The organism is Lutimonas sp. (genome assembly GCF_051011215.1).
Lineage (GTDB): Bacteria > Bacteroidota > Bacteroidia > Flavobacteriales > Flavobacteriaceae > Lutimonas.
The window spans coordinates 57360-81770 of sequence record NZ_JBPCUJ010000061.1 but is presented as its reverse complement, the minus strand read 5'-3'; the positions used below and the strand labels follow the sequence as shown (position 1 = coordinate 81770).

Sequence of the window (24411 nt, the reverse complement as noted above, 5' to 3'; positions counted from 1 at the left end):
AAAATTGTATAGGAAAAATATGAATTGTGGTTATTTAATTCTAATTTTATGAGAAGACATTTTATTCCCTCTTTTCACACTCAACATATAAATTCCACCACTAACACCTTGAATATCTAAAGTCTCTTCAAAATTGGTTGAAGGATTTTTGAAAGTTCTCTGTTTTACCTTTCTACCTAACAGATCGTAGATCATGACATCTACATCACTGCTTTCTTCAGATTTAAATTTAATGGTAAAAGCCCCATCCGATGGGTTTGGAAATACTTTAAACTCATCAAAAACATAATTATTCACACCTAAAATGGCTTCAGAACTGCATATTTCGATACTCCAGGCCTCTAAGTTCCCAAAATCATCAGCTGCACCGTCGATTACTTTTAAGATCCAGTTCCCCTGAGCATTTTCTCCACTAAATACCGACAAATCATCGACAGGCTTTTTTGTTCCGGAAATACCAGGGCTCCCAAAATTGCAAGACAATTCGTCTCCATTGTCGGAGAGTACAACTTGAATATCCTCTCGGGCATCACAAGCATTACTGATCAAATCAATGATTGTTCCTTCTGGACTTTCCAAAGAAATTGCCAGATCTCCCAAATAGGTATGATTAATTCCATTACTATCCGCTCCCCCATTATCCGGGTCATCTTTTTTTACCAAGTGCACCGTCAGGCTCTCAACACTGACATTTTCTGAAACGGTAATAATCGACGTAATTCCTTCTCTTGAGTTATCCGGAATAGCGATAGGAGTATCTCCTGCATCGTAAATATTACAGACTTCATTAAATTCACCAATAGAAAAAGAGGTCTTGTTTAAGGCAAAGAAATTATTACCAATGGCTTCTACCATAACATAACACTGTGATCCCTTCATATCCGGCACCGTAATAATCTGAGATCCATTATTCGGAATATTGGAAGCAAGCACTGTTGAAAACGTTTTGCCCCAATCCGTAGACAATAGAATATTCACTTGTGATACATTGATTCCATTTGCATCAGTACCAGCTACATCCCAGGTGATTGTTTCCTGGGTATTAGAGGTCCAGACCAAATCTTCTGTATTTTGAGAAGTCACAGCAAATGGCCCGGCATCTGAGGTCACTGTGATTTTCAAATCATCAGTTGACACTTGGCCTGCCTCAATATTATTATCCCTGACAGACAATACAAAATTGATTTCACGATCTACAAGAGGTGTCACCTCCCAGGTTGAAGAAATAACTCCGGTTACCAGAGTAGTTAATTTAGGCAGGTATCTTACAGGATCTAACGATGGTTTGTAGGATCGGTATAAAGCTCCAACAACTGACGTTCCAACCGGAGGAACCACGGTAATTTCATTGTCTACCTGTTCCCAGGAATAAGTAAGTTGATCGCCATCTGCATCACTACCTGAACCAATTAACCTGTAAGGTGTTCCTATTGGTACTAAAAGGTCTTCTCCGGCATCAGCAATGGGTGCATTGGCATTAAATATCAAATTTGATTCTACAGGGCAGTTATTACCGCTTCCAGAAGTAATATACGTTCTGATTTCCTCTATACTGATCACATGGAAATAAGGATCAACACTACTTTGTACATTTTGTGTCTCACACAATCCTGCATAGGCCATTAAGGACGATCCACTTCCCGTTTCCACTGCGGTTTCGTCATTTCTGTTATCTCCTGTACAATTTCCCTCGTCTCCATTAAATGAATGATTGGCTCCAAATTGATGTCCAATTTCATGGGCCACATAATCGTAATAAAAGTAATCCCCAATAGGAGAAGGCAGTCCCGTTGTTCCTCTTGCCTTAAAACCATTTACACAGACAACAGCCAAACTGGCCAATCCACCTCCACCAGTACTAAAAACATGGCCTATATCATAATTATCCGTTCCGATAACGTCATCACAATTTGATTGATTTTCATTTAATAATTCGCCCCCTACCAGATTCGTATAAGGATCGGTAAGCGGATCAAGATAAATTAAATCATCATTATTAGCCACCAACTGCATTGTTACGGCAAGGTCATTCTCATAAATGGCATTTACTTGTGTAAGTGCCGTTGTCATGGCAGACAAAACAACCGCCTTCTTCTCTTCATCAGTCTTATTTTCCGCGTCTTGCTCTTCAATGTGAAACTGAGAATACTCTCCAGTAGCTGCTAATGCCATCCTATAGGTCCTTAACTTCCCATCATCGGTTAACTTTAAAGCCTGTGTCGCCTTATAGACGGCCTGTTGATTTTTAGTCAAACATTCAAATTGATTTCCTCCATTCATTTGGTTGCGGTAGAACAACTTATAGGTCTTTTTATCCCTCGTTAAAGGTTCTATATACTGAACGTTTTGATCTACATCCCTTATAACCGCATTAAAACCAAATTCATTGACACTGAATCGAATACTTTTTGAACCATCCTTTTCAGAAATCCCCATATAGGATCGATTTCCAGGATACTTCCTGGATAATTCCGCATCCATTACCGGAGCTTCCTTTATCAGATAGGTCACCATTCTCCCCTTTCCGTCGGGGAAGCGCATTTTTTTATATGATTTGCCTACCGCAGTTTCTTTTTGAGGAGCTGTCTTTAATTCATTCTTTAAAGTTTCAAGATCTAACGCATAGGTTTTGTAATTCGAAATTGTAGCTTTTCCCTGCAAATCAGCCTTACTGATACCTGACTCCGTAATTCTTGACCATAGATTTCTTTGCTGGGAGAAAAGAAAATTGGTGAAGAGAATCAGAACTATAGTGCAAAATTTAACAGGATTCTTAATCATTACTGGAGCGAATTTTTTGAGGAAAATACAAAACTAAGAATTTTAACGGAGCTTTACTCCATTAATTTAGGCTTAACTTTTCAACAGAAATTTGCGACCCATTTTTTACTCGAAGCACATAGATACCTGCTGGTAAGCCTTCTAAGTCAATCGTTTCGTTAAAATTAGACCCAGAACCTCTGTACGCTTTATTAAAAACTTTTCTTCCCAACAAGTCGTGAACAGCTACCTCAACAGCGCCAATATCATCTGATGAAAAAGTAATTTGGAACTGACCTCCACTAGGGTTTGGAAACACCTTGAATTCACCGAGTACAATCGGATCTTTATCCAAAACTGCCTTGGAACTGCAAATTTCAAGACTCCAAGATTCCAAAACACCGTCATCTCCTTCGGCCAGATCGGCTACTATTAACTTCCAGGCACCTTGAGCATTCTCACCATAAAATTGAGATAAATTAGACAGTGCCTTCACCTTTCCGGATATACTCGGTGAAAATGAAGCACATATCAATGCCACCCCTTCATCATCAAAAGTTACATCTATATCCTCATCTTTATCGTTGCAAGGGCTTTTTAATAAATCGACGATTGTACCCTGAGGGCTCTCTAATTTCAATTGAAGATCTTTGACAAAACTGTGGTTCAATTTAATTGAAACAGACAAAGATTTTACAATTTGATCGGCCTCAATCTTGTTTAAAGAATTTACAAAATTGCGGGTTTCATAAACGATTTCTCTGGGAATATCAGCAGATTCATATAAATTGCAGAACGTATCAAAATCACCAATGGAAAAAAACTTTGAATTCACCGCAAAAAACACATTGTCCACCGCCTCAATCATAATCAGGCATTGATCAGCATTTAGCTGGGGGACTGTAATTTCCAGAAAACCACTATTGTCAACCCCAGATGCTATGACAGTAGGATAGGTTAAGCCGCCATCCGTTGACAACAAGACGTTGACTTTTGATACATTGATACCATTGGAATCGGTTCCTGCCACATCCCATTCAATCACTTCTTTGCTACCCGGAATCCAGGTTTTATTTGAACTGTTCTGTGAAAGGACCACAAATGGCCCGGCATTTCCTGATACTTTTAATTGAATATCATCAGAGGCCTGAAATCCTGCCTCTTCATGATTATCTCTTACGGTGAGGCGAAAATTCAGGTCTCTCTCAACTGCCGGCGTAACCTCCCAGGTGGAAACCATAAAATTATTTCTCAGGGTTTTTAATGATGGGAAATACCTTACAGAGTCAGGTTGAGGTGCGATGGATCGATAAAGTGCTCCTCTTACAGCTGTCTCAATCGGAGGTACCGCTGTTAGTCCTGCATCAATTTGTTCCCAGCAATAGGTTAATTTATCTCCATCTGCATCACTGGCCTCTCCCATTAATTTAAAAGCAGTACCTTTTGGTATCACTCGATTAACTCCGGCTTCAACCAATGGCACATGCCTATTGTTTTCTAATTCTGCACCCGATACGCAAAGAAATCCCGAATTTATAAAATCGTTGATTTCTTCGATGCTTTTCCCATGAAAATACAAATCACTGTTTGATTGCAAATTCTGTCCCCGGCAATAACCGGCATAGGCCATGAGGGTAGATCCACTTCCCGGTTCTACAGCGGTTTTTTCAACCAATTGACCTTGATCACCACAAGTTCCGGTATTTCCATTAAAGGTATGATTCGCTCCAAACTGATGGCCAAATTCATGACTCACCACATCATAGTAAAAAACATCATCCATAGGCTGATTCATGCCGCTGACTCCCTGCGCTTTAATACCCTCGATACAGGCAGACCTCAATACGGCCACAGGATTATTACTTGTAGAGAATACATGCCCTATGTCATAGTTTTTAGGGCCGATGATTTTATCGAGGGTGTTTTGATTCTGTAACAGCATCTCAACAGAATTACCATTGCTGTAAGGATCGTTCACCGGATCAAAAAATATAATACGATCGTTATTCTCTACTAATTCAAAACGCATGGCCAGCTCCTGTTCGTAGACCGCATTAATCTTGGTAACCACTTTGGTCAACTCCGCCATAATAATCGCACGTTGAATATCTTCATCACTTCCCGTGTAGCCAAATTCTCTGAGGTGATACTGTGAATAATTTCCATTCACCGCTAAGGCCAACCTAAAAGTCATCATTCCTTTCGATACATTCTGAATGCCTTTAGCGGTTAAAAAAACGTTTTTGTCAAGATCTTCTGACAAACAACTAACATCAGCCGAGCCTTTGACATCTTTTTTTGCATATACTTTATACTGCTGCTGCTCGGCATTGATAGGATCTAAAATAGAAACTCCTTCTGCCCCTTTTACCATCGCATGAAGTCCTAATTGATTTAAACTGAAAGAAATGCGCTCGTTCGAATGATCAATAGCAACTCCGGTATATGACCTGTTATTCGGAAATTTTTTCGCTAACTCCACATTCATCACCGGCAACTCCTTAATCCGAAATTGCTTCATCTTCCCTTCTGAATTGGGAAATGAAAGGATTAGATTTGATTCATGGAGATTCGAACTCTTTTCAGGCGCTGACTTTAAACTATTTCTAATCTCATTTACATCAAGATGAAAAGATTTATATTTTTCAGGTTGTATCTTCCTTTGAAACTTTGAAATACCTATTTTTGCATCATCGATTTGCGTCCATATCTCAGTCTGTTGTGCACTGAGCAATGGTGCAATAAAGAGCATGCAACACAATAGAAAACCAAGGTTTCTTTTTCTCATGAAAAGTTTTTTGATGGAATAGGCAAAATTATGAACTTTTTTATTAGCATGTGAAATTTTAATTTTGTTGGTCACACAAGTACAAAATGAAGTATTTTTTTGGAATTATATTTATTTTAATCACCTCTTGCTCAGGCACTAAAAGACCATCAAGCCATGGCGACGATGCTTTACCTCCGCCTCACATCAATTGCCCTGAAGACGGAAATTGTTCTTTTGAGGTCTTTAAAGAATCCAATCTAAAGCTTGCTTATGACAGTAGTGGCAAATTATTTCCCGATATCATCAAAGGAGATAAAATCGTAATAAAATACCATTACAAAAGGCGCAAAATTGAAAACACTGCCGATAGCGATTATTCTGAATATGTCTATTTTGAAGTTGATCCAAATAAAAAACAAGTTATTTTAAAGGATTCTGAATTGCAACAAGTAAAAATGATCTTTGGACGTATTTGTTATTGCAAGGGAAGCATGGGATATTTCCCAATTAAGGAAGGAAGTTTATTTTTGTTCAATTCCAATGGAAATTTGCAGGTAAAAACTTCTTTTAAAATACATAAAGTACCTCAGATCATTGAACAAATAGATGAAAACATCAAATTTTAAACAGCCATTTACGTGAGGGTCCATCAATCAGTTGAAAATTACAATCATAAAGAACTATTATCAGTTCTTACTATAGGTACATTTGACGGAGTGCATATAGGGCATCAAAAAATCATTGAACGGTTAAATCAGATTAAAAACAAAAAGAGTGAACGTTCCATGATCCTGACGTTCTACCCCCATCCAAGGATGGTACTGGATCACAGTAATGATATTAAGATGCTAACTACTATGGAGGAAAAGAGTTATCTCCTGGAAAAATTTGGACTGGATGACCTGATCATAGAGCCTTTTACAAAAGAGTTTTCCCGATTATCCGCCTTGGATTTTGTCCGAAACATTTTAGTCAATCAACTAAATATCAAAAAGCTTGTTATTGGGTATGATCACCATTTTGGAAAAAACAGGGAAGGTAATTTTGAACAACTCTCCGAATATGGCGATTTATACGATTTTAAGGTGGAGGAAATATCTGCACAGGAAATTGAAAGTGTTTCGGTCAGTTCTACAAAAATCAGAAAGGCGCTGGAAAACGGAGAAATGGAAAAGGCAAATAAATACCTTGGGTATAACTATCTCTTAACAGGAACCATCATTACCGGTCAGGGTATTGGAAGAAAAATAAATTTCCCTACTGTAAATTTAGATATCGCTGAAGAATATAAGCTGATTCCAAAAAGAGGAGTTTATGTCGTTCGAAGTAATTTTAACAATACTTCGAGTTATGGAATCATGAATATTGGCTACAGACCAACCGTAGGTGGAAAAGGACAAACCATTGAAATCCATTTACTCGATTTTGAAGATGATCTCTATGGCAGCACGATGCAAATTGAAGTATTGATGCGTCTTCGAGATGAGAAAAAATTTGAATCCATTGAAGACCTCGCAATTCAAATCGCAAAAGATGAAGCATCTGCAAGAAATTGGCTGATGAAACTCAAATAAGCATTCCTACTTCCAATGGCATTACTTATCTTTGCAAGTCAAAAAATAGCATATGTTATCATTACCCTACATTCGAGAAAATAAAGACCTTGTAATTCAAGGACTTGCAGTGCGAAACTTCAAAAATGCCGAAACATTGGTTGATTCAGTGCTGGATTCAGATCGTAAAAGAAGGTCTGTACAGGCTGAACTTGATAATGTTCTGGCTGAAAGCAATAAGATATCAAAAGAAATAGGGAAATTGTTCCAGTCAGGTGAAGTTCAAAAGGCCAATTTGGCCAAAGAAAAAACCGGCCTGCTAAAAGAACAGTCAAAAAAGCTATCTGAATCTCTTGGAGAACTTGAATCTGCGTTAAACGAATTGCTGTACCAGATTCCTAATATTCCTAACCCGCTTGTACCGTCAGGTAATACTGAAGAGGACAATGAAGTAGTATCGTCTGAAGGAGTAATTCCTGTGCTTCACGAAGGTGCTCAGCCTCACTGGGAGCTTTGTAAAAAATATGATATTATTGATTTTGAATTAGGCAATAAGATAACCGGAGCCGGTTTTCCGGTTTATAAAGGAAAAGGAGCTAAACTACAGCGAGCACTTGTCGCTTATTTTTTGGATAAAAATACGGAAGCCGGATATACAGAGGTGCAGCCTCCGCTCATGATTAACGAGGCTTCTGGTGTAGGTACAGGACAACTTCCGGACAAAGAAGGACAAATGTACCATGTAGGAATTGATAATTTATACCTTATTCCTACTGCCGAAGTACCAGTAACAAACTTTTACAGGGATGTCATGCTGAAAGAAAGTGATTTTCCAATTTGCAACACGGCCTATACGCCTTGTTTTAGAAGAGAGGCCGGATCTTATGGCGCGCACGTACGAGGTCTTAACAGACTGCATCAGTTTGATAAGGTGGAAATTGTAAGGGTTGAACATCCGGACAAGTCATATGAGGCTCTGGATGCTATGGTCGAGCATATCAAAGGTATCCTGCAGGAATTACAACTTCCGTACAGGATCTTGCGTCTATGCGGAGGTGATCTTGGTTTCACGTCGGCATTGACCTATGATTTTGAAGTTTTTTCAACGGCTCAGGACAGATGGCTCGAAATTAGTTCAGTATCTAATTTTGAGACATTCCAGGCGAATCGCTTAAAACTGCGGTATAAAAATAAAGATGGGAAAAGTCAATTGGCACATACCTTGAATGGAAGTTCTCTGGCATTACCGAGAGTGCTGGCCGGACTTTTAGAGAATTATCAAACCGAGGAAGGTATTAAAATTCCTGAAGTGCTTCAGAGATATACCGGTTTCGATTTGATCGATTAGTACTTTAGAATATGATCTAAAAGGAATCCTAGGCAGCGTCCATCAATTTTTTGTAGTGATTCATGATCAATAAATCATTCAAGTAATCATTGATCTGACCATTTTTCATATGGTTCTTTGCACTCTGCTTTGCTCTTTCGTAAAATGTTTTTACTTCGTTCATAATCTTTAGGTTTTTGTTATTGAAATCTTATACTATTAAGACTGATATTTTTAGATAACGTTACATTTTATTATTTATTTTATTAAAACTTTAACAATGTTCAGAAATTCTGACAAAATGAGCTTATTATTTATGACTCTACTAATAATTTTATTTAATATTACGAATTAGATAATTGCTATATCTAAGCAGGAAAGTATATTTTTACGGAATATGGGCATGAGACTATTTTTAATCCTTATTTATCTATTTATTTCTTTTCAGGGAATTGCGCAAAATGCTGAATTGGCCAATTCATATTTTCGCAAAGGTGAATACGAAAAGGCCATACAACTGTACAAACCCCTTTTTGAAAATAACCCGATCAGACAAGATTATTTTAAAGCCTTGCTTACCTGCTATCAACAAGTTGAATCCTATGAATTTTCTCAGGCCCTGATTGAAGAACAGATGCAACGATTTCCTGAACAGATCTACCTGTTCGTTGAGCTGGGTTATAATCATCAATTACAGGGTGAGGTCGAAATAGCACAAAAATATTATAAGCAGGCCATTGAATTTGTTCGGCAGAATCCGAGTTTCGTATTTATGATAGGTCGGTCGTTTAGACAAAACCACTTACTCGACGAAGCGTTGACCTCCTATCATATTGCAAAGCAATTAAACCCGAAACTAAATACTGAAATCAGTGAGGCACAGATTTATGGAGAAAAAGGTGAACTTGAAAAAATGTTTAGTTTATATCTGGACCTGGTAGACAAAAATGCCAATTACTTCTCCACTGTTCAGCGGTATGCCGGTAATTTTATAACGGATGACAAAACAGACAGTAATAATATTTTATTCAAAAAACTACTGTTGAAAAGGGCTCAGACGGACCCTAAAGATAGTTGGAACATTTTGCTTAGCTGGCTGTTTATGCAAGAACAGGATTACCGCAAAGCCCTGATTCAGGAAAAGTCATTATTCAAAAGAAAACCGGGGAGTCTGGAAAGGATCGAGGAAATCGGAATCCTGTCATTTAACAACGAAGACTACGATACCAGTAAAGATGCCTTTGAGTATGAATTATCCAAGAGCGAAGAAGCTGTTTTAGACAACGAAAGTAAGTTACTGGCAGAAATTTACCTCTTAAAAATTGAAAATATTGCGGCCAAAGACAAAAGAGATAAATTGCCCATTGAGCAAAAATATAAGGAGCTTATCAGCAAATACGGGCAAGGAAATGAGACCTTGGAATTGCACCTTTCTTTTGCCGATTTTCTAACTTTTGATTATAATGAACCTGATAAGGCCATTGCAAATCTCGAAGGCATTTTACCCGATGCAGCCTCAGCGTTTGAAAAAGGGATCGTTCAAATGAAAATCGCGGATATTCTGGTCTTCACCGATCAATTTAATCAGGCACTGATTTTATATACTCAAATACAATACGACCTTAAGAACAGTCAACTCGCTCAGGAAGCACGATTTAAAGTGGCAAGAACCTCTTATTTTAAAGGTGATTTCCAATGGGCACAAAACCAGTTAAAAGTATTAAAATCCTCCACCTCACAATTAATAGCGAATGATGCCTTGGAACTCAGTCTTAAGATTTCCAATAATATGGATAAAGACAGTTTGAACGAGGGTTTAAAGATCTATGCAAAATCAGAACTTCTCGGCTTTCAAAAGAAATACCAGCAGGGCATTGACAGTCTTTCTTATGTTTTACAGCAATTCAAGGGTCAGCAAATTGAAGATGACGCCTTGTTTACACAAGCTGAATTTTACAGTGAACTGGAAGTTTTTGACAAGGCCGAGGCAAACTTGCTCAACATCCTTAATTTCCATCCTGAAAGTCTGTTAATCGATGACAGCATTTACAAATTAGGACTGTTATACAGAGATCACCTTCAAGATCCTGTAAAGGCACAGGAAATGTTTGAAAAGATATTATTTGAATATCCTTCAAGTATCTATTTAGTAGATGCCAGAAAAAATTACAGAAAACTCCGCGGAGACGATATTTGACCCTAATTGAATAACAATAACCCTGATATTAGTGAATTAACCCTACCTTTAAACTTTTTAGAATAACATGTATATATATAATGTAACGATCAATGTTGACGAGACCATTCATTTTGAATGGTTGGCTTGGATGCAGGAAAATCATATTCCAGCAGTCCTGTCAACTGGAAAATTCACAAAGGCATTGATGAGCCAGGTACTCGTAAAAGAGGATATGGGTGGTGTTACCTACTCTATTCAATTTACCTGTGACACAAAAGAACTATTGTTTGACTACTATCAAAAAGATGCGCCTCAGTTGAGGAAGGCTCTTTTTGAAAAATATGGAAATAAATTTGGTGCATTTCGAACTGAAATGAAGGTAGTTCAGGAATTTTTTCCAAATAATTAAGAGTTGATATGAGTGTTCGTGCAAAAAAACATCTCGGTCAGCATTTTTTAAAAGATGAAAACATTGCCTCTAAAATTGCAGAGAGCCTTTCTTTTGAAGGATACCAGCATGTTTTAGAAATTGGTCCCGGTATGGGCGTACTCACAAAGTATTTATTAAAAAAAGACACCAAAACCTGGGTGGTTGAAATTGACACGGAATCCATTGACTACTTAAAGACACATTACCTGCATCTCAGTGATAGAATTATTAATGCCGATTTTTTAAAAATGGATCTGTCAGCTCAGTTTAAGGATCAACCCATTGCTATCATTGGTAATTTCCCTTATAATATTTCTTCACAGATCGTTTTTAAAACAATCGAAAACAGGGAGCAGATTCCGGAATTCAGTGGTATGTTTCAAAAAGAAGTTGCCATGAGGATTGCAGCTGGTCCGGGCAGCAAAACCTATGGAATTCTATCTGTATTAACGCAGGCCTTTTATGATGTCAGCTATTTGTTTACGGTACCACCTTCCGTTTTTAATCCGCCGCCCAAGGTAGATTCAGGAGTGATTCGGCTGAGCAGAAAAAAAGACTTTCAGCTACCTGTAGACGTTGCTTTTTTCTTTAGAGTTGTAAAAACAGCATTCAATCAAAGAAGGAAAACACTTAGAAATAGTTTAAAGTCATTTCAGATCTCCGATAAATTAAAGGAAGATGTTATATTTGCTCAAAGACCAGAACAATTAAGTGTTGAGCAATTCATCGAACTAACAAAAAGCCTTGAAAAAGATGGCATCAGAGATCACTAAAGAATTTATTCGCCAAATTGAAGAACTGATATCGAAAAAAAACGATCAGGCACTTATTGGTTTATTATCTGAAGAGCATCCTGCGGACATTGCTGAAGTGATTGATGAACTGGGACTATCAGATGCCACCTACCTTTTTAAATTATTAGACAGTGAACTCTCTGCGGAGGCCTTATTAGAGATCGATGAGGATGATCGGGAAAAAATTCTAAAGAATCTGTCGGCAGAAGAAATTGCGGATGAAATAGATGAATTAGACACTGATGATGCAGCAGACATCATCTCAGAATTACCAGAAGAAAGAGTCACCGAGGTAATTTCTGAGATTGAAGATGATGATCACGCCAAGGACATTGTAGAACTTTTGCGCTATGATGAAGGAACTGCAGGTAGTCTTATGGCCAAGGAATTGGTGAAAGTAAAAGAAACATGGATGGTGCCTACCTGTGTGCGAAAAATGAGGTCACAGGCTCAGGAAGTGAGAAGGGTACACTCTATCTATGTTATTGACAAGGATGAACATCTTATCGGTCGCTTATCTCTCAAAGATTTACTGGTAGCATCTGCCAAAGACAGAATAGCAAATATCTATATTCCTAAAGTTGATTCTGTACATGTGAATGACAAAGGGGAGGACGTGGCAAGGCTCATGCAAAAATATGATTTGGAGGCAATTCCCGTGGTAGATGATGACAATGTATTGATCGGAAGAATTACAATTGATGATATTGTAGACCTTATCAAAGAGGAAGCAGAAAAAGATTATCAAATGGCGGCTGGTATTACAGAAGATATTGATGCCGATGACAGCATTCTGGATAAAACAAAAGCCCGCTTACCCTGGCTCATTCTTGGTTTGGTAGGAGGACTTGCAGCGGCTTCGATTATGGGTGGATTTGAAGATGCGTTGTTGAATTATCCGGAACTGTTCTTTTTTACTCCGCTGATTGCGGCCATGGCCGGAAATGTAGGAGTACAATCTTCCGCTATTATTGTGCAAGGTCTGGCCAATGACAATATCAAAGGCAGTATGGTCAACCGAATGTTTAAGGAAATTGGACTGAGTGTTATCAATGGTGTTATTTTGGCGGGGATGATCTTTGTATTTGGTTTTATCCTTCAGTATAATATCAATATTAGCATCACGATTTCTATCGCCTTGATTCTTGTCATCATTTTGGCATCTCTTATTGGAACCTTTGTTCCTTTGATTTTGGACAAAAAAGGAATTGATCCTGCCGTGGCTACCGGGCCGTTTATCACCACCAGCAATGATATTTTCGGTATCTTTATCTTCTTCTATATTGCAAAGCTTATCCTCGGCTTTTAATCCTTTTATTTTATTGGTTTTCGCTTTTTCACTTCGCATTTTTCCGTAATTTTGCGTTTCATTTATTTGAAATATGTCAGAAATTAAAAAATCACTCAATTTTTTAGAACAGATCATTGAGGAAGACCTGGGGAATGGAATGGATCGATCTGAATTAAAATTCAGATTTCCACCGGAGCCGAATGGATATTTACATATTGGACACGCAGCATCAATCTGTTTAAACTTTGGACTGGGACTCACCTACAATGCCCCCGTCAATTTGAGATTTGATGATACAAATCCTGAAAAAGAAGAACAGGAATATGTCGATGCCATTCAAAAAGATATCGAATGGTTAGGGTTTAAATGGGCTGAAGTCCTTTATTCTTCCGATTATTTTCAAAAATTATACGATTGGGCTGTACTTTTAATTAAACAGGGAAAAGCCTATGTCGATGATCAAGACAGCAAAACGATGGCCGAACAAAAGGGCACACCTACTCAAGTGGGTGTCAATAGCCCTTTTCGAGAGCGAAGCATAGAAGAAAACCTGAGTTTGTTTGAAAAAATGAAAAATGGGGACTTCGAGGAAGGTACACATGTTTTAAGAGCTAAAATTGACATGAGTTCTTCAAATATGCTGATGAGAGATCCTGTAATGTATCGAATTTTACAGAGAGCTCACCATCGAACCGGAGAAGATTGGAAAATATATCCGATGTATGACTGGACCCATGGAGAATCCGATTATATCGAACAGATATCCCATTCTTTATGTACCCTTGAATTTAAACATCATCGTGAATTATATGATTGGTTTTTAGATCAGGTATACGATGCAAAACTCTTAAGACCAAAACAGCGAGAATTCGCAAGAAGAAACCTCAGCTATACGGTAATGAGTAAAAGAAAATTACTGCAATTGGTCGAGGAAGGACTTGTAAATGGATGGGATGACCCGAGAATGCCTACCATTTCTGGATTGAGAAGGCGTGGTTATACCCCTGCGTCAATTCGAAATTTTAGTGAAGCGGCAGGAATTGCTAAAAGAGAAAATGTAACAGATCTTGCCCTGCTCGAATTTCATATCAGGCAAGAATTGAATAAAGTCGCACCCAGAGTCATGGCTGTTCTTGATCCGGTAAAACTGGTCATCACTAATTATCCCGAAGGAAAAGAAGAAATGCTTACGGCCGAAAATAACCCTGAAGACGAGGAAGCTGGTTTCAGAACTGTCCCGTTTTCACGGGAATTGTATATCGAGAGAGAAGATTTCAGGGAGGTCGCCAATAAAAAATTCTTCCGTTTAAAACTAGGCAAAGAAGTTAGGTTGAAGAATGCCTATATCATTCAAGCGAATGATGTGGTGAAAAATGATAATGGAGATATCTTAGAAATTCATTGTACCTACGATCCTGATTCAAAAAGCGGAAGTGGCTCTGAAGCTAGTATGCGTAAGGTGAAAGGAACGATTCACTGGGTGTCCATAGAACATGCTTTGGAGGCAGAAGTGAGATTGTATGACCGATTATTCACTGATGAAGCTCCTGATTCACATAAAGACAAAGATTTTAAAGAGTTTATCAATCCTGATTCTCTAAAAATTATTGAGAGTGCTTTTATCGAACCAAGCCTCGCTACAGTGAGCACAGGTGACGGATTCCAGTTTCAGAGACTGGGTTATTTCAATGTTGACCCTGACTCAACCAATGATAAATTAGTCTTTAACCGAACGGTAGCTTTAAGAGATTCCTGGGCTAAAATGCAGCAAAAGAAATAATATTTTTGTTGTAAATTGTTGAGCCGTTGAAGACCGTCGAACAAATAAAACTTCCCATTTTAAAGGAAATGGAATTCTTTGAAACAAAATTCAAAGCTTCCATGATTTCCAATGTCTCCTTGCTCAATAGAATCACGCATTATATTGTGAGAAGAAAAGGAAAACAAATGCGTCCCATGTTTGTATTTCTGGTGGCAAAAATGGTTTCCAATGGTCAGTTTAAAGAACGTACTTACAGAGGAGCCTCAATTATCGAATTGATTCATACGGCGACCTTAGTTCATGATGACGTTGTGGATGACAGCAACAGACGTCGTGGATTTTTCTCTTTAAATGCCCTTTGGAAAAATAAGATTGCGGTTTTGGTGGGTGACTATTTATTGTCTAAAGGTTTGCTCTTATCCATTGATAATGACGACTTCGACATCTTAAAGCATATCTCGATTGCGGTAAGAGAAATGAGTGAAGGGGAACTTCTGCAGATTGAGAAGGCTCGAAAGCTCGATATCACTGAGGAAGTATACTTTGATATTATCCGTAAAAAAACAGCCACCCTGATTGCAGCCTGTACAGCTATCGGCGCAACTTCCGTGGATGCACCCAAAGAAGAGGTTGAAAAAATGCGTAGGTTCGGTGAATTAATTGGTATTGCATTTCAGATCAAAGATGACCTTTTTGACTATTCAGAAGAAAAGATCGGAAAACCGACAGGAATTGATATCAAAGAACAAAAAATGACCTTACCGCTCATCTATACGCTTAATAATTGTTCCAGAAAAGAGCGTAAATGGCTGATCAATTCTGTGAAAAACCACAACAAAGATAAAATCAGGGTAAAAGAAGTTATTGAATTTGTAAAATCAAACGGAGGTATTGAATATACTACTGAAAAAATGCACTCCTACCAGGCGGAAGCTATTTCCATTCTTAATGACTATGCTGATTCGAGCTATAAGGAGTCACTGATGACCATGGTGAATTACGTGATTGAAAGGGAAAAATAGATTACACGATTATTAATGGCATAGCTTTTGAGGTTTCAGGTTTAAACCTATTAACTGATTTCATGAAATTTTCTTCCCTGCTCATACTTGTATTAATTTTAGTCTCCTGTAACAGTAATTTTGAATTAGAATCTGGACCAAGGCAAGAATATACTTTTGATGAAGATGGTGACCCTGTGATTGAAGATGTCGAAGAGAATGATCAACATCAGTTAGGAATTGGCGGAGGCTATTGTTATGGTTATAGTGAACCCGATGCAGAACTTGCTGTTTTCGATATCGATGAAACTGAAATTCTTCCCATGGAATATGATATTTCGGAGTACTTACCCAGGGTTGGATCTCAAGGCAGTCAGGGCTCTTGTGTGGCCTGGGCCACCGGATATTATTTAAAAAGTTTTCAAGAAAACTATGAAGATTTGCAGAACGGAATAGTAGGTCTGAATTACGAAATGAGTCCGGCTTACATCTACAATCAGATAAAAGCAACAGATTGTGATGGCGGGTCAGCTATTCAGGATGCGCTGGACACTATTTCTAGTCAGGGAATTGTTGAATGGAGTGTGATGCCTTACGACCAGAACGAATGTGATATTCAGCCCAATGACCTTCAAAAGGTGCTCGCCGAACCAAATAAAATAGAAAAGTACTATTATTTTCATCAAGACAGTGTGTATCAGCATACCAAGGCCTCCTTGCTAAGAGATCAGCCTGTTGTTATCGCAGTGACCATAGATAGAAGCTATTTTGGTGCAAGAGATGAAGACGGCATATTTGTATACAGAAAATTCAAAGATGCTGTTGGAGGACATGCCATGCTGGTAGTAGGTTATAATGATGAAATGAATGCTTTTAAGGTGGTCAATTCCTGGGGATCCGGATGGGGTAATAACGGTTTTGTCTGGATAGATTATAAGGCATTTAAAGAAGCTGGCGATCTGGAAGGTGAATTTCCTGTATTATGTGAAGCCTGGATTACCGATGATATTATTGTGGCTCAACCAGCTTCGCTATGAGTCATTTGAAGCAACTCATCCAAATAAGCTCTTTTATTACTTAGGCGAGGCACCTTATGCTGACCTCCCAATTTATCATTCTTTTTAAGCCATTCATAGAAAAGACCTGATGGAGCCTGATGAATTACAGGAAGTGCTATGGTCAGATCGAGGTAACGTTTGGCCTCATAATCGGAATTTAATTCTTTCAAGGCCTCATCAAGAGCCGCGGTAAAAGCAGCAATATCTTGTGGAGCCTCTTTAAATTCTATCAACCATTCATGACCTCCGCTATTTTCTCCTTCCATAAATATGGGTGCCACAGTATATTCCGAAACCGTTGCCTTGTATTTTGAACAGGCAATCTCCAAGGCATCTTCTGCGTTTTCAATCACCAGTTCTTCTCCGAAAACATTGATAAAGTGCTTTGTTCTTCCCGTAATTTTGATTCGATATGGAGCCAGACTGGTAAACTTTATGGTATCTCCTATCAAATAACGCCATAGGCCCGAGTTTGTTGAGATCACAAGTGCATAATTGACATCTGTCTTCACCTCTTCCAAAGGAATGGCTTGTGAATCTTCCCCCTGATATTCATCCATAGGAATAAACTCATAGAAGATGCCGTAATCTAACATCAATAGCAATTCATCGCTATTATTTCTGTCTTGAATTGCAAAAAACCCTTCTGAAGCATTATAGGTTTCATAATACCTGAAACTCTTCTTTGGAATCAATTTTTCATACTGTTCTCTGTAAGGTTTAAAATTAACCCCACCATGAAAATATACCTCAAGATTTGGCCAGACCTCTAAAATAGTATCCTTGCCTGTCACCTCTAAAACTCTGTTTAAAAGAACCAGCATCCACGAAGGGACACCGCTTAAACTTGTGATATCTTCTTGAATCGTTTCTTCAATAATGGCATCCATTTTGGTTTCCCACTCGCTCATTAATGCCGTCTTTGTGCTTGGTGCACTACTAAAATCAGCCCAAAAAGGCATGTTTTCTATAATAATGGCAGACAGATCACCAAAATAAGTATCGTTATCTTCATAAATAGCCGAACTACCGCCAAGACGCAGTCCTTTGCCTTTAAATATCTCGGTATCTTCATTATTATTAATAAAAAGGCAAAGCATGTCTTTTCCTGCCTTCATATGGCAGTCATCAATAGCTTCATCACTTACGGGAATAAATTTACTCTTGGCATTAGTAGTACCGCTCGATTTTGCAAACCATTGAATTTTAGAAGGCCAGAATACGTTCTGCTCACCCCTCCTGTTTCGCTCAATCAAAGGTTCAATACTTTCATATTGCTGAATAGGAACCCGCTTTGTGAATGAATCGTAACTTTTAATGTCTTCAAACCCATGTTTTTTACCCAAATAAGTATGCCTGGCTTCAGAAAGAAGCTCGTATAAAACTTCATTCTGAACCTCCACCGGATGCTGTAAAAACATGTCAACCTGGTACTTGCGCTTCTTTAAAATCCACGACAGAACGGTATTAAATAATGGGATCTGCATTGTTATGAAAACACTTTTTTATCTTACCTTTAGCCACTAAAAATACGATTTTTATCAGTCGAATTCAACAAGTTTTTTAAAATTACAAATTATGGCCAAGGTTGGAATAATTATGGGTAGTGATTCAGATCTGCCAATTATGAAAGAAGCAATAGAGATTCTTGAAAGTTTTGAGATTGCCACAGAAGTCGATATTGTTTCTGCACATCGCACTCCTGAAAAACTTTTCCACTATGCTACTGAGGCTCATAAAAGAGGTGTGAACGTTATTATTGCAGGTGCCGGCGGTGCCGCTCATCTTCCAGGAATGGTCGCTTCCATGAGTCCTTTACCGGTGATTGGTGTGCCTGTTAAATCGAGAAATTCTATCGATGGATGGGATTCCGTTCTTTCTATTTTACAAATGCCTGGCGGAGTACCTGTAGCAACTGTAGCGTTGGATGGCGCTAAAAACGCAGGCATCCTTGCTGCTCAGATTATTGGTGCATCTGATACTGCCGTTTTAGAAAAGATCATTGCTTATAAAGAGGGCCTCAAAGAAAAAGTCATCAAAGCTGCAGCAGGGATTAAGAAATAAGACACCTTTCTTAATTTACTCGAAATAAACCTTATATACAATTCAATGCCATATGCCCCTGTGGGCACTAAATAGTATTTAACATGAACAACCCGTTACTTAAAGATTTTAATACTGCCTTCGGATCGGCTCCTTTTTCAAAACTTGAAAACCAGTTTTTTATTCCCGCATTCGAAGTTGCCATCAAGAATGCCAAGCAGGAAATTGATCAAATTACTTCAAACCAGGAAGAAGCCAGTTTCGAAAACACCTTGGTTCCTTTAGAATTTTCAGGAAATAAGCTCAATAGAATTTCTAGTATATTCTTCAACTTGAATGCAGCAGAAACAAATGAAGAAATCCAGCATATCGCTCAAAAAGTTTCTCCGATGTTGAGTGAATTTGCCAATGATATCAGACTCAATGAAGCACTTTTCAAGAGAATTCAAAAAGTATATCAACACAAGGATCAATTGGAGCTTACAAAGGAGCAGCACATGTTGCTCGAAAAAAACTATAAGGCCTTTATCAGAAATGGTTCTAATTTGAGTGATCCCGAGAAAAAACGCTTGCGCGCTATTGACATGGAAAAATCAAAACTTGGCTTGAAATTTGGCGAAAATGTATTGGCTGAGACCAATGACTACGAATTGATTATTACAGATGAAGCTGAATTATCGGGCTTACCTGAAGGCGTTGTTGAAGCAGCAAAAATGCTTGGGGAAGAAAAAGGAAAAAAGGGATGGGTCTTCACTTTAGACTACCCCAGCTATATTCCTTTTATGACCTATGCTGACAACAGAGAATTACGAGAAACCCTTGCGAAGGCATTTGGTTCAAGGGCCATGAAAAACAACGAACATGACAATCAGCAGAATGTTATTGATATTGTAAATCTCAGGCAACAAAGAGCCACCCTTTTAGACTATAATTCTCATGCACATTATGTACTGGAAGAAAGAATGGCTGAAGCACCAGAAAAGGTACATGAATTTCTTGAAAAACTATTGTCCAAAGCCAAGCCGGCAGCAAAAAAGGAATTTCAATTATTGCAAGATTTAGCCAAAAAAGATGGCATTGAAAAAATTGAAAAATGGGATGGAGCTTATTATTCAGAAAAGCTTAAAAAAGCATTATTTGCCTTAGATGATGAGCAGTTGAAACCCTATTTCAAACTGGAAAATGTGATCCAGGGCGTATTTGATATTGCCGGAAAGTTGTTTGATCTAAGATTTGAATCAGTATCTGATGTGGACACTTACCATGAAGATGTAAAGACTTATAAGGTTACGAATTCCAAGGGTGACTTTGTAGCACTCTTTTATGCAGACTTCTTTCCTCGAAAGGGAAAAAGAAACGGTGCCTGGATGACAAGTTATAAGTCTCAATGGAAAAAAGACGGCATCAATTCCAGACCTCATGTTTCTATCGTCTGTAACTTCACCAAGCCAACTAAATCAAAACCTTCCCTGCTTACATTCAATGAAGTGACAACCCTGTTTCATGAATTCGGTCACGCCTTGCATGGAATGCTTGCAGATACAACCTTTCCCAACCTTTCTGGAACAAGCGTTTATTGGGACTTTGTGGAATTACCCAGTCAGATTTTTGAAAACTGGTGCTACGAAAAGGAAGCGCTGGAATTATTTGCGAAGCACTATCAGACGGGTGAAGTCATCCCAATGGAATTAGTAAAAAAAATCAAGGATTCTTCGAACTTTTTAGAAGGTATAGCGACGCTGAGGCAGCTCAGTTTTGGAATGCTCGACATGGCGTATCACGGCAATGACCCAAGTACTATTGACAGTGTTAAGGCATTTGAAAAAAAGGCCTTTGGCGAGACTCAATTATACCCTGATGTTGAAGAAAATTGCATGAGTACGGCTTTCTCTCATATTTTTCAAGGCGGCTACTCAGCAGGATACTATAGCTATAAATGGGCTGAAGTTCTCGATGCCGATGCTTTTGAAGCATTCAAAGAGAAGAGCATCTTTGACAAAGAAACGGCTATAAAATTCAAAGAAAACATCCTGAGCAAAGGTGGTACAGAAAAACCGATGGAACTCTATAAAAAATTCCGAGGAAAAGAACCAAGTGTTGATGCCTTGCTAAAAAGAGCCGGACTACTGGCTTAATGATAAAAAAGAATCCCCAATATAGACGAACCTATGCCGGGGATTCTCGTTTTTACGAAGGCATAGGTGTATAGAAAAACTCTTCTCGTATGATTTTTCCATCACTTACCTGATAAAGGCATATTTCTTCCATCGTCATACGAGGAGCTCCTTTATAAGTGACATCCATTTTCATGGAACAACTAAAAAAATTTTCTGCTACACAGGGGTCTGAAACTTCCATACCATGCATCGTTTCTACCATTTCTCCAAACTGTTTACTTTTTTGAATAACAGCTTCGATCCCCCTGATTTCTTCTACGGGAGCTCCCTTAGGCTCAATGCTAACAATATCCTTTGAATACAAATCTTTCATGGCCTCTTCATGTTGACCTTGACGGCAATACGCCACCAGTTTTGATGCTACTTCTTGTGTTGACATAATTTTTGATTTAAGTTTAAGATTATTTTGGAGATTCCTATTCTAATAGTGAATAGGAGAAATTCGATGACAGCACATCTTCTTACAAGATAAAACAATAAAAAAAAACAGGCTGTTAAAAAAAAATCAAATCTTATGAATCATGAATTGTATCCACATTTTGTGTGAAGCTGAAAATCTATTAAATCCGTAGACCAATCATTTCGAATATAGAATGAAATAACTTATTTTTGCATGCATTTAAATCAAAATCTACTCATGAAATCATATGATGTAACCGTTATCGGATCTGGCCCTGGAGGGTATGTTGCTGCCATCAGATCAGCACAACTTGGATTAAAAACAGCTATTGTTGAAAAATACAGCACTCTTGGCGGGACCTGTCTTAATGTAGGTTGCATCCCCAGCAAGGCACTTTTAGATTCTTCTCATCATTATGAAGATGCAGTAAAGCACTTTGATACCCATGGAATTGAAATCCCTGGGGAGATCAAAGTAAATCTGGAAAAAATGATTGCAAGAAAGCAGGCGGTTGTAGACCAAACAACCGGTGGGATTGATTTTTTGATGAAAAAGAATAAAATAGATGTATATCAAGGGGTAGGTAGTTTTAAAAATGCTACTCAAATTGTAGTTAGCAAAGCAGATAATACTTCTGAAGAAATAGAATCAAAAAACACCATTATAGCTACAGGAAGTAAACCTTCCAGCCTTCCGTTTATTGAAATAGACAAGGAACGTATTATTACATCTACCGAAGCTTTAAAATTAAAAGAAGTACCAAAACACCTTGTCGTAATTGGTGGTGGTGTTATTGGTTTGGAACTGGGTCAGGTTTATAAAAGATTAGGTGCCGATGTAACCGTAGTTGAATATATGGATCGTATCATCCCAACCATGGATGCTGCTTTGTCAAAGGAATTAAACAAGGTCTTAAAAAAGCAAAAATTTAAGATCAATGTCTCTCACAAAGTAAAAGCTGTAAGCAGAAAAGGAAACGAAGTTGTGGTATTGGCAGATGATAAAAAAGGGAACGAAGTAGAGATTAAAGGTGATTACTGTCTTGTATCTGTAGGGCGAAGACCATTTACAGATGGACTCGGTCTGGAAGCAGCAGGAGTAAAAGCCAATGAGCGGGGTCAAATAGAAGTGAATGAGCATCTTCAAACTAACGTCCCAAATATTTATGCGATTGGTGATGTAATCAGAGGTGCAATGTTAGCCCATAAAGCCGAAGAAGAAGGCACAATGGCTGCGGAAATTATTGCCGGTCAAAAACCACATATAGATTATAATCTTATTCCTGGAGTTGTGTATACCTGGCCAGAGGTAGCATCTGTTGGAAAGACTGAGGCGGAATTAAAAGATGCTGGTATTGATTATAAAATGGGAAGCTTCCCAATGAGGGCTTTAGGAAGATCCAGGGCGAGTATGGATATTGACGGTTTGATAAAAGTACTGGCAGATGCCAAAACAGATGAAATCCTCGGTGTTCATATGATTGGAGCTCGCGCTGCTGATATGATTGCGGAAGCAGTTGTGGCTATGGAATTCAGAGCGTCTAGTGAAGATGTCGCCAGAATGTCACATGCCCACCCGACTTTTACTGAAGCTATAAAGGAAGCATGTTTAGCCGTTGATGGCAGAGCCTTGCATAGTTAAAATCCTAAAATAGAAGATTCACAACTATGTTTTTGATTATTGGAGTTGTCATTTCATTCTTTTTGTCTGGCCTGCTCTTTTTAAAAAAACATAAATCCCGCGCAGATAAAATTTTACTGGTCTGGTTGTTATTTATGGCCATACATCAATTGATGATGTATTTACAGATTTCAGGTGTGCTCTTTAAATATCCACATCTACTGGGCATTTCTTTTCCATTTCCTGTCCTGCAAGGCTTGATGCTTTTTGTGTATGTGTCAGAAATAACCGGAAACAGATTCAAACATCGCGGGTATATCCTACTGCATTTATTGCCCGCTTTTTCATTGGTGGCGCTTGCGATGCCATTCTACCTGCTACCTCCAGAAGAAAAAATATGGGTATTCGAAAATGAAGGAAAAGGATTTGAATGGTATATGACCTATATCAATGTATTGATTGGTGCCTCAGGTTTTTTCTATTCAGTTTGGTCTCTTTTCTTAATTCGTCGGTACAGAACCGACATTCAGGAAACCTTATCAAATACAGATAAAAAAGAATTAAAATGGTTGCAATATCTTTCCATTGCGTTGGGAATCATTTGGATACTTTCCCTTTTTGTAGATAATAGCATCATTTATCCGGCCGTCGTTGTTTTTGTGATTTTAATCGGTTTTTTTGGAATCAACCAAATGGATATTTTTAATTCTACTGTTAATCAAACCCATCTCGCTGAGCGATCTGGGGTTGAAACTACAAATGCTGAAAAACTTAATTCCAATCGTTATGCAAAATCTGGTCTTGATAAGGAAAAAGCCCTTAAGTTGTATCTCGATCTGAAACAAATCATGGAAGAGAAAGAAATTTATAAAAATGCCAACCTCACACTAAGGGATCTGGCACTCGAACTGGATTGCAGCGCGAATTATCTCTCGCAGGTAATCAACGAAAAAGAAAAAATAAATTTCTACTCCTATGTCAATAAATTGCGCATTGAGTTTTTTTTACAGCAAATGGATTTACCCCAAAATAAAAAATACACCATGATGTCGGTTGCAAACGACTGTGGTTTTAGCAATAAATCAACCTTCAATCGACATTTTAAGAGAATTACTGGTCAGACACCTTCAGAATTTTTCAAATTAAGAAAGAATCCGGTGGAAAAAAGTGACTAAATGTATTTGCTTAACAATTTAGTAACAAAGACTATACGGCTGAATTTCAGGATCTTAAAAGTATCAACTTA

At 38.2% G+C, this 24411-nt stretch carries 19 protein-coding genes; 14 read left to right on the top strand and 5 right to left on the bottom strand.

Going from position 1 to position 24411, the window contains the following annotated elements:
• Positions 1–30 precede the first annotated feature (30 nt).
• Positions 31–2781: a reprolysin-like metallopeptidase gene (locus tag ACR2MV_RS06170; RefSeq protein WP_434021033.1), complete on the bottom strand. Its 2751-nt coding sequence runs from the start codon at positions 2779–2781 to the stop codon at positions 31–33.
• 61 nt (positions 2782–2842) lie between these two features.
• The gene (locus ACR2MV_RS06165) at positions 2843–5548 is read right to left on the bottom strand and encodes a reprolysin-like metallopeptidase (protein ID WP_434021032.1); all 2706 of its coding nucleotides are present in this window, start codon (positions 5546–5548) and stop codon (positions 2843–2845) included.
• Between the two features lie 86 nt (positions 5549–5634).
• Between ACR2MV_RS06165 and ACR2MV_RS06160 the strand changes: the two genes are divergently transcribed.
• Genes ACR2MV_RS06160 through serS form a run of 3 tightly spaced genes read left to right on the top strand, consistent with a single transcriptional unit; the run spans position 5635 to position 8431 of the window.
• The gene (locus ACR2MV_RS06160; RefSeq protein WP_434021031.1) at positions 5635–6156 is read left to right on the top strand and encodes a hypothetical protein; all 522 of its coding nucleotides are present in this window, start codon (positions 5635–5637) and stop codon (positions 6154–6156) included.
• A gap of 12 nt (positions 6157–6168) precedes the next feature.
• On the top strand, positions 6169–7104 hold the full coding sequence (locus tag ACR2MV_RS06155; protein ID WP_434021030.1) for a bifunctional riboflavin kinase/FAD synthetase: 936 nt from the start codon (positions 6169–6171) through the stop codon (positions 7102–7104).
• 52 nt (positions 7105–7156) lie between these two features.
• A complete protein-coding gene (gene serS / locus ACR2MV_RS06150; RefSeq protein ID WP_434021029.1) occupies positions 7157–8431 on the top strand; it encodes a serine--tRNA ligase in 1275 nt (424 codons plus the stop codon).
• Positions 8432–8459: 28 nt separating this feature from the next.
• On the opposite strand, the gene ACR2MV_RS06145 is transcribed toward serS, so the two are convergent.
• Complete coding sequence (locus ACR2MV_RS06145; RefSeq protein ID WP_342160211.1) at positions 8460–8594, bottom strand: hypothetical protein; 135 nt, start codon at positions 8592–8594, stop codon at positions 8460–8462.
• A gap of 219 nt (positions 8595–8813) precedes the next feature.
• Here ACR2MV_RS06145 and ACR2MV_RS06140 point away from each other — a divergent pair, with 219 nt between their 5' ends.
• From ACR2MV_RS06140 to ACR2MV_RS06110, 7 genes are all read left to right on the top strand, one after another.
• Positions 8814–10607 carry a tetratricopeptide repeat protein gene (locus ACR2MV_RS06140; protein WP_434021028.1) on the top strand — a complete coding sequence of 598 codons (1794 nt, stop codon included), beginning with the start codon at positions 8814–8816 and terminating at the stop codon, positions 10605–10607.
• A gap of 67 nt (positions 10608–10674) precedes the next feature.
• Entirely contained in the window at positions 10675–10998 is a 324-nt protein-coding gene (locus ACR2MV_RS06135; protein WP_434021027.1) for a DUF4286 family protein, read from the top strand.
• A gap of 8 nt (positions 10999–11006) precedes the next feature.
• Complete coding sequence (gene rsmA / locus ACR2MV_RS06130; RefSeq protein ID WP_434021026.1) at positions 11007–11792, top strand: 16S rRNA (adenine(1518)-N(6)/adenine(1519)-N(6))-dimethyltransferase RsmA; 786 nt, start codon at positions 11007–11009, stop codon at positions 11790–11792.
• A complete protein-coding gene (gene mgtE, locus ACR2MV_RS06125) occupies positions 11773–13122 on the top strand; it encodes a magnesium transporter (RefSeq protein ID WP_434021025.1) in 1350 nt (449 codons plus the stop codon). The genes rsmA and mgtE overlap by 20 nt, the downstream gene beginning before the upstream one ends.
• 73 nt (positions 13123–13195) lie before the next feature.
• Positions 13196–14884 carry a glutamine--tRNA ligase/YqeY domain fusion protein gene (locus tag ACR2MV_RS06120; protein WP_434021024.1) on the top strand — a complete coding sequence of 563 codons (1689 nt, stop codon included), beginning with the start codon at positions 13196–13198 and terminating at the stop codon, positions 14882–14884.
• Positions 14885–14910: 26 nt separating this feature from the next.
• Entirely contained in the window at positions 14911–15888 is a 978-nt protein-coding gene (locus tag ACR2MV_RS06115) for a polyprenyl synthetase family protein (RefSeq protein ID WP_434021023.1), read from the top strand.
• A 62-nt stretch (positions 15889–15950) separates the two neighbouring features.
• Positions 15951–16904, top strand: coding sequence for a C1 family peptidase (locus tag ACR2MV_RS06110; protein WP_434021022.1), 954 nt, complete (start codon positions 15951–15953; stop codon positions 16902–16904).
• On the opposite strand, the gene ACR2MV_RS06105 is transcribed toward ACR2MV_RS06110, so the two are convergent.
• Positions 16886–18412, bottom strand: a complete 1527-nt coding sequence (locus ACR2MV_RS06105; protein WP_434021021.1) for a GH3 auxin-responsive promoter family protein — start codon at positions 18410–18412, stop codon at positions 16886–16888. The two genes, ACR2MV_RS06110 and ACR2MV_RS06105, sit on opposite strands and share 19 nt — an antisense overlap.
• A gap of 91 nt (positions 18413–18503) precedes the next feature.
• Between ACR2MV_RS06105 and purE the strand changes: the two genes are divergently transcribed.
• Positions 18504–18989 (top strand): 5-(carboxyamino)imidazole ribonucleotide mutase, encoded by a 486-nt coding sequence (purE, locus tag ACR2MV_RS06100; RefSeq protein ID WP_434021020.1) that lies wholly within the window; start codon positions 18504–18506, stop codon positions 18987–18989.
• An 83-nt stretch (positions 18990–19072) separates the two neighbouring features.
• Complete coding sequence (locus ACR2MV_RS06095; protein WP_434021019.1) at positions 19073–21103, top strand: M3 family metallopeptidase; 2031 nt, start codon at positions 19073–19075, stop codon at positions 21101–21103.
• A gap of 52 nt (positions 21104–21155) precedes the next feature.
• On the opposite strand, the gene ACR2MV_RS06090 is transcribed toward ACR2MV_RS06095, so the two are convergent.
• Complete coding sequence (locus tag ACR2MV_RS06090) at positions 21156–21524, bottom strand: SnoaL-like domain-containing protein (protein ID WP_434021018.1); 369 nt, start codon at positions 21522–21524, stop codon at positions 21156–21158.
• A 258-nt stretch (positions 21525–21782) separates the two neighbouring features.
• Between ACR2MV_RS06090 and lpdA the strand changes: the two genes are divergently transcribed.
• Together lpdA and ACR2MV_RS06080 are read left to right on the top strand one after the other, a co-directional pair.
• On the top strand, positions 21783–23186 hold the full coding sequence (gene lpdA, locus ACR2MV_RS06085) for a dihydrolipoyl dehydrogenase (RefSeq protein WP_434021017.1): 1404 nt from the start codon (positions 21783–21785) through the stop codon (positions 23184–23186).
• A 26-nt stretch (positions 23187–23212) separates the two neighbouring features.
• Positions 23213–24340 (top strand): helix-turn-helix domain-containing protein, encoded by a 1128-nt coding sequence (locus ACR2MV_RS06080; RefSeq protein ID WP_434021016.1) that lies wholly within the window; start codon positions 23213–23215, stop codon positions 24338–24340.
• Positions 24341–24411: the final 71 nt, after the last annotated feature.

Coding starts and splice junctions, on each gene's coding strand:
- ACR2MV_RS06170 (WP_434021033.1), bottom strand. CDS start 2,781: ATGATTAAGAATCCTGTTAAATTTTGCACTATAGTTCTGATTCTCTTC.
- rsmA (WP_434021026.1), top strand. CDS start 11,007: ATGAGTGTTCGTGCAAAAAAACATCTCGGTCAGCATTTTTTAAAAGAT.
- ACR2MV_RS06145 (WP_342160211.1), bottom strand. CDS start 8,594: ATGAACGAAGTAAAAACATTTTACGAAAGAGCAAAGCAGAGTGCAAAG.
- ACR2MV_RS06095 (WP_434021019.1), top strand. CDS start 19,073: ATGAACAACCCGTTACTTAAAGATTTTAATACTGCCTTCGGATCGGCT.
- ACR2MV_RS06120 (WP_434021024.1), top strand. CDS start 13,196: ATGTCAGAAATTAAAAAATCACTCAATTTTTTAGAACAGATCATTGAG.
- ACR2MV_RS06135 (WP_434021027.1), top strand. CDS start 10,675: ATGTATATATATAATGTAACGATCAATGTTGACGAGACCATTCATTTT.
- ACR2MV_RS06090 (WP_434021018.1), bottom strand. CDS start 21,524: ATGTCAACACAAGAAGTAGCATCAAAACTGGTGGCGTATTGCCGTCAA.
- mgtE (WP_434021025.1), top strand. CDS start 11,773: ATGGCATCAGAGATCACTAAAGAATTTATTCGCCAAATTGAAGAACTG.
- ACR2MV_RS06140 (WP_434021028.1), top strand. CDS start 8,814: ATGAGACTATTTTTAATCCTTATTTATCTATTTATTTCTTTTCAGGGA.
- ACR2MV_RS06080 (WP_434021016.1), top strand. CDS start 23,213: ATGTTTTTGATTATTGGAGTTGTCATTTCATTCTTTTTGTCTGGCCTG.
- lpdA (WP_434021017.1), top strand. CDS start 21,783: ATGAAATCATATGATGTAACCGTTATCGGATCTGGCCCTGGAGGGTAT.
- ACR2MV_RS06160 (WP_434021031.1), top strand. CDS start 5,635: ATGAAGTATTTTTTTGGAATTATATTTATTTTAATCACCTCTTGCTCA.
- ACR2MV_RS06165 (WP_434021032.1), bottom strand. CDS start 5,548: ATGAGAAAAAGAAACCTTGGTTTTCTATTGTGTTGCATGCTCTTTATT.
- serS (WP_434021029.1), top strand. CDS start 7,157: ATGTTATCATTACCCTACATTCGAGAAAATAAAGACCTTGTAATTCAA.
- ACR2MV_RS06105 (WP_434021021.1), bottom strand. CDS start 18,412: ATGCAGATCCCATTATTTAATACCGTTCTGTCGTGGATTTTAAAGAAG.
- purE (WP_434021020.1), top strand. CDS start 18,504: ATGGCCAAGGTTGGAATAATTATGGGTAGTGATTCAGATCTGCCAATT.
- ACR2MV_RS06110 (WP_434021022.1), top strand. CDS start 15,951: ATGAAATTTTCTTCCCTGCTCATACTTGTATTAATTTTAGTCTCCTGT.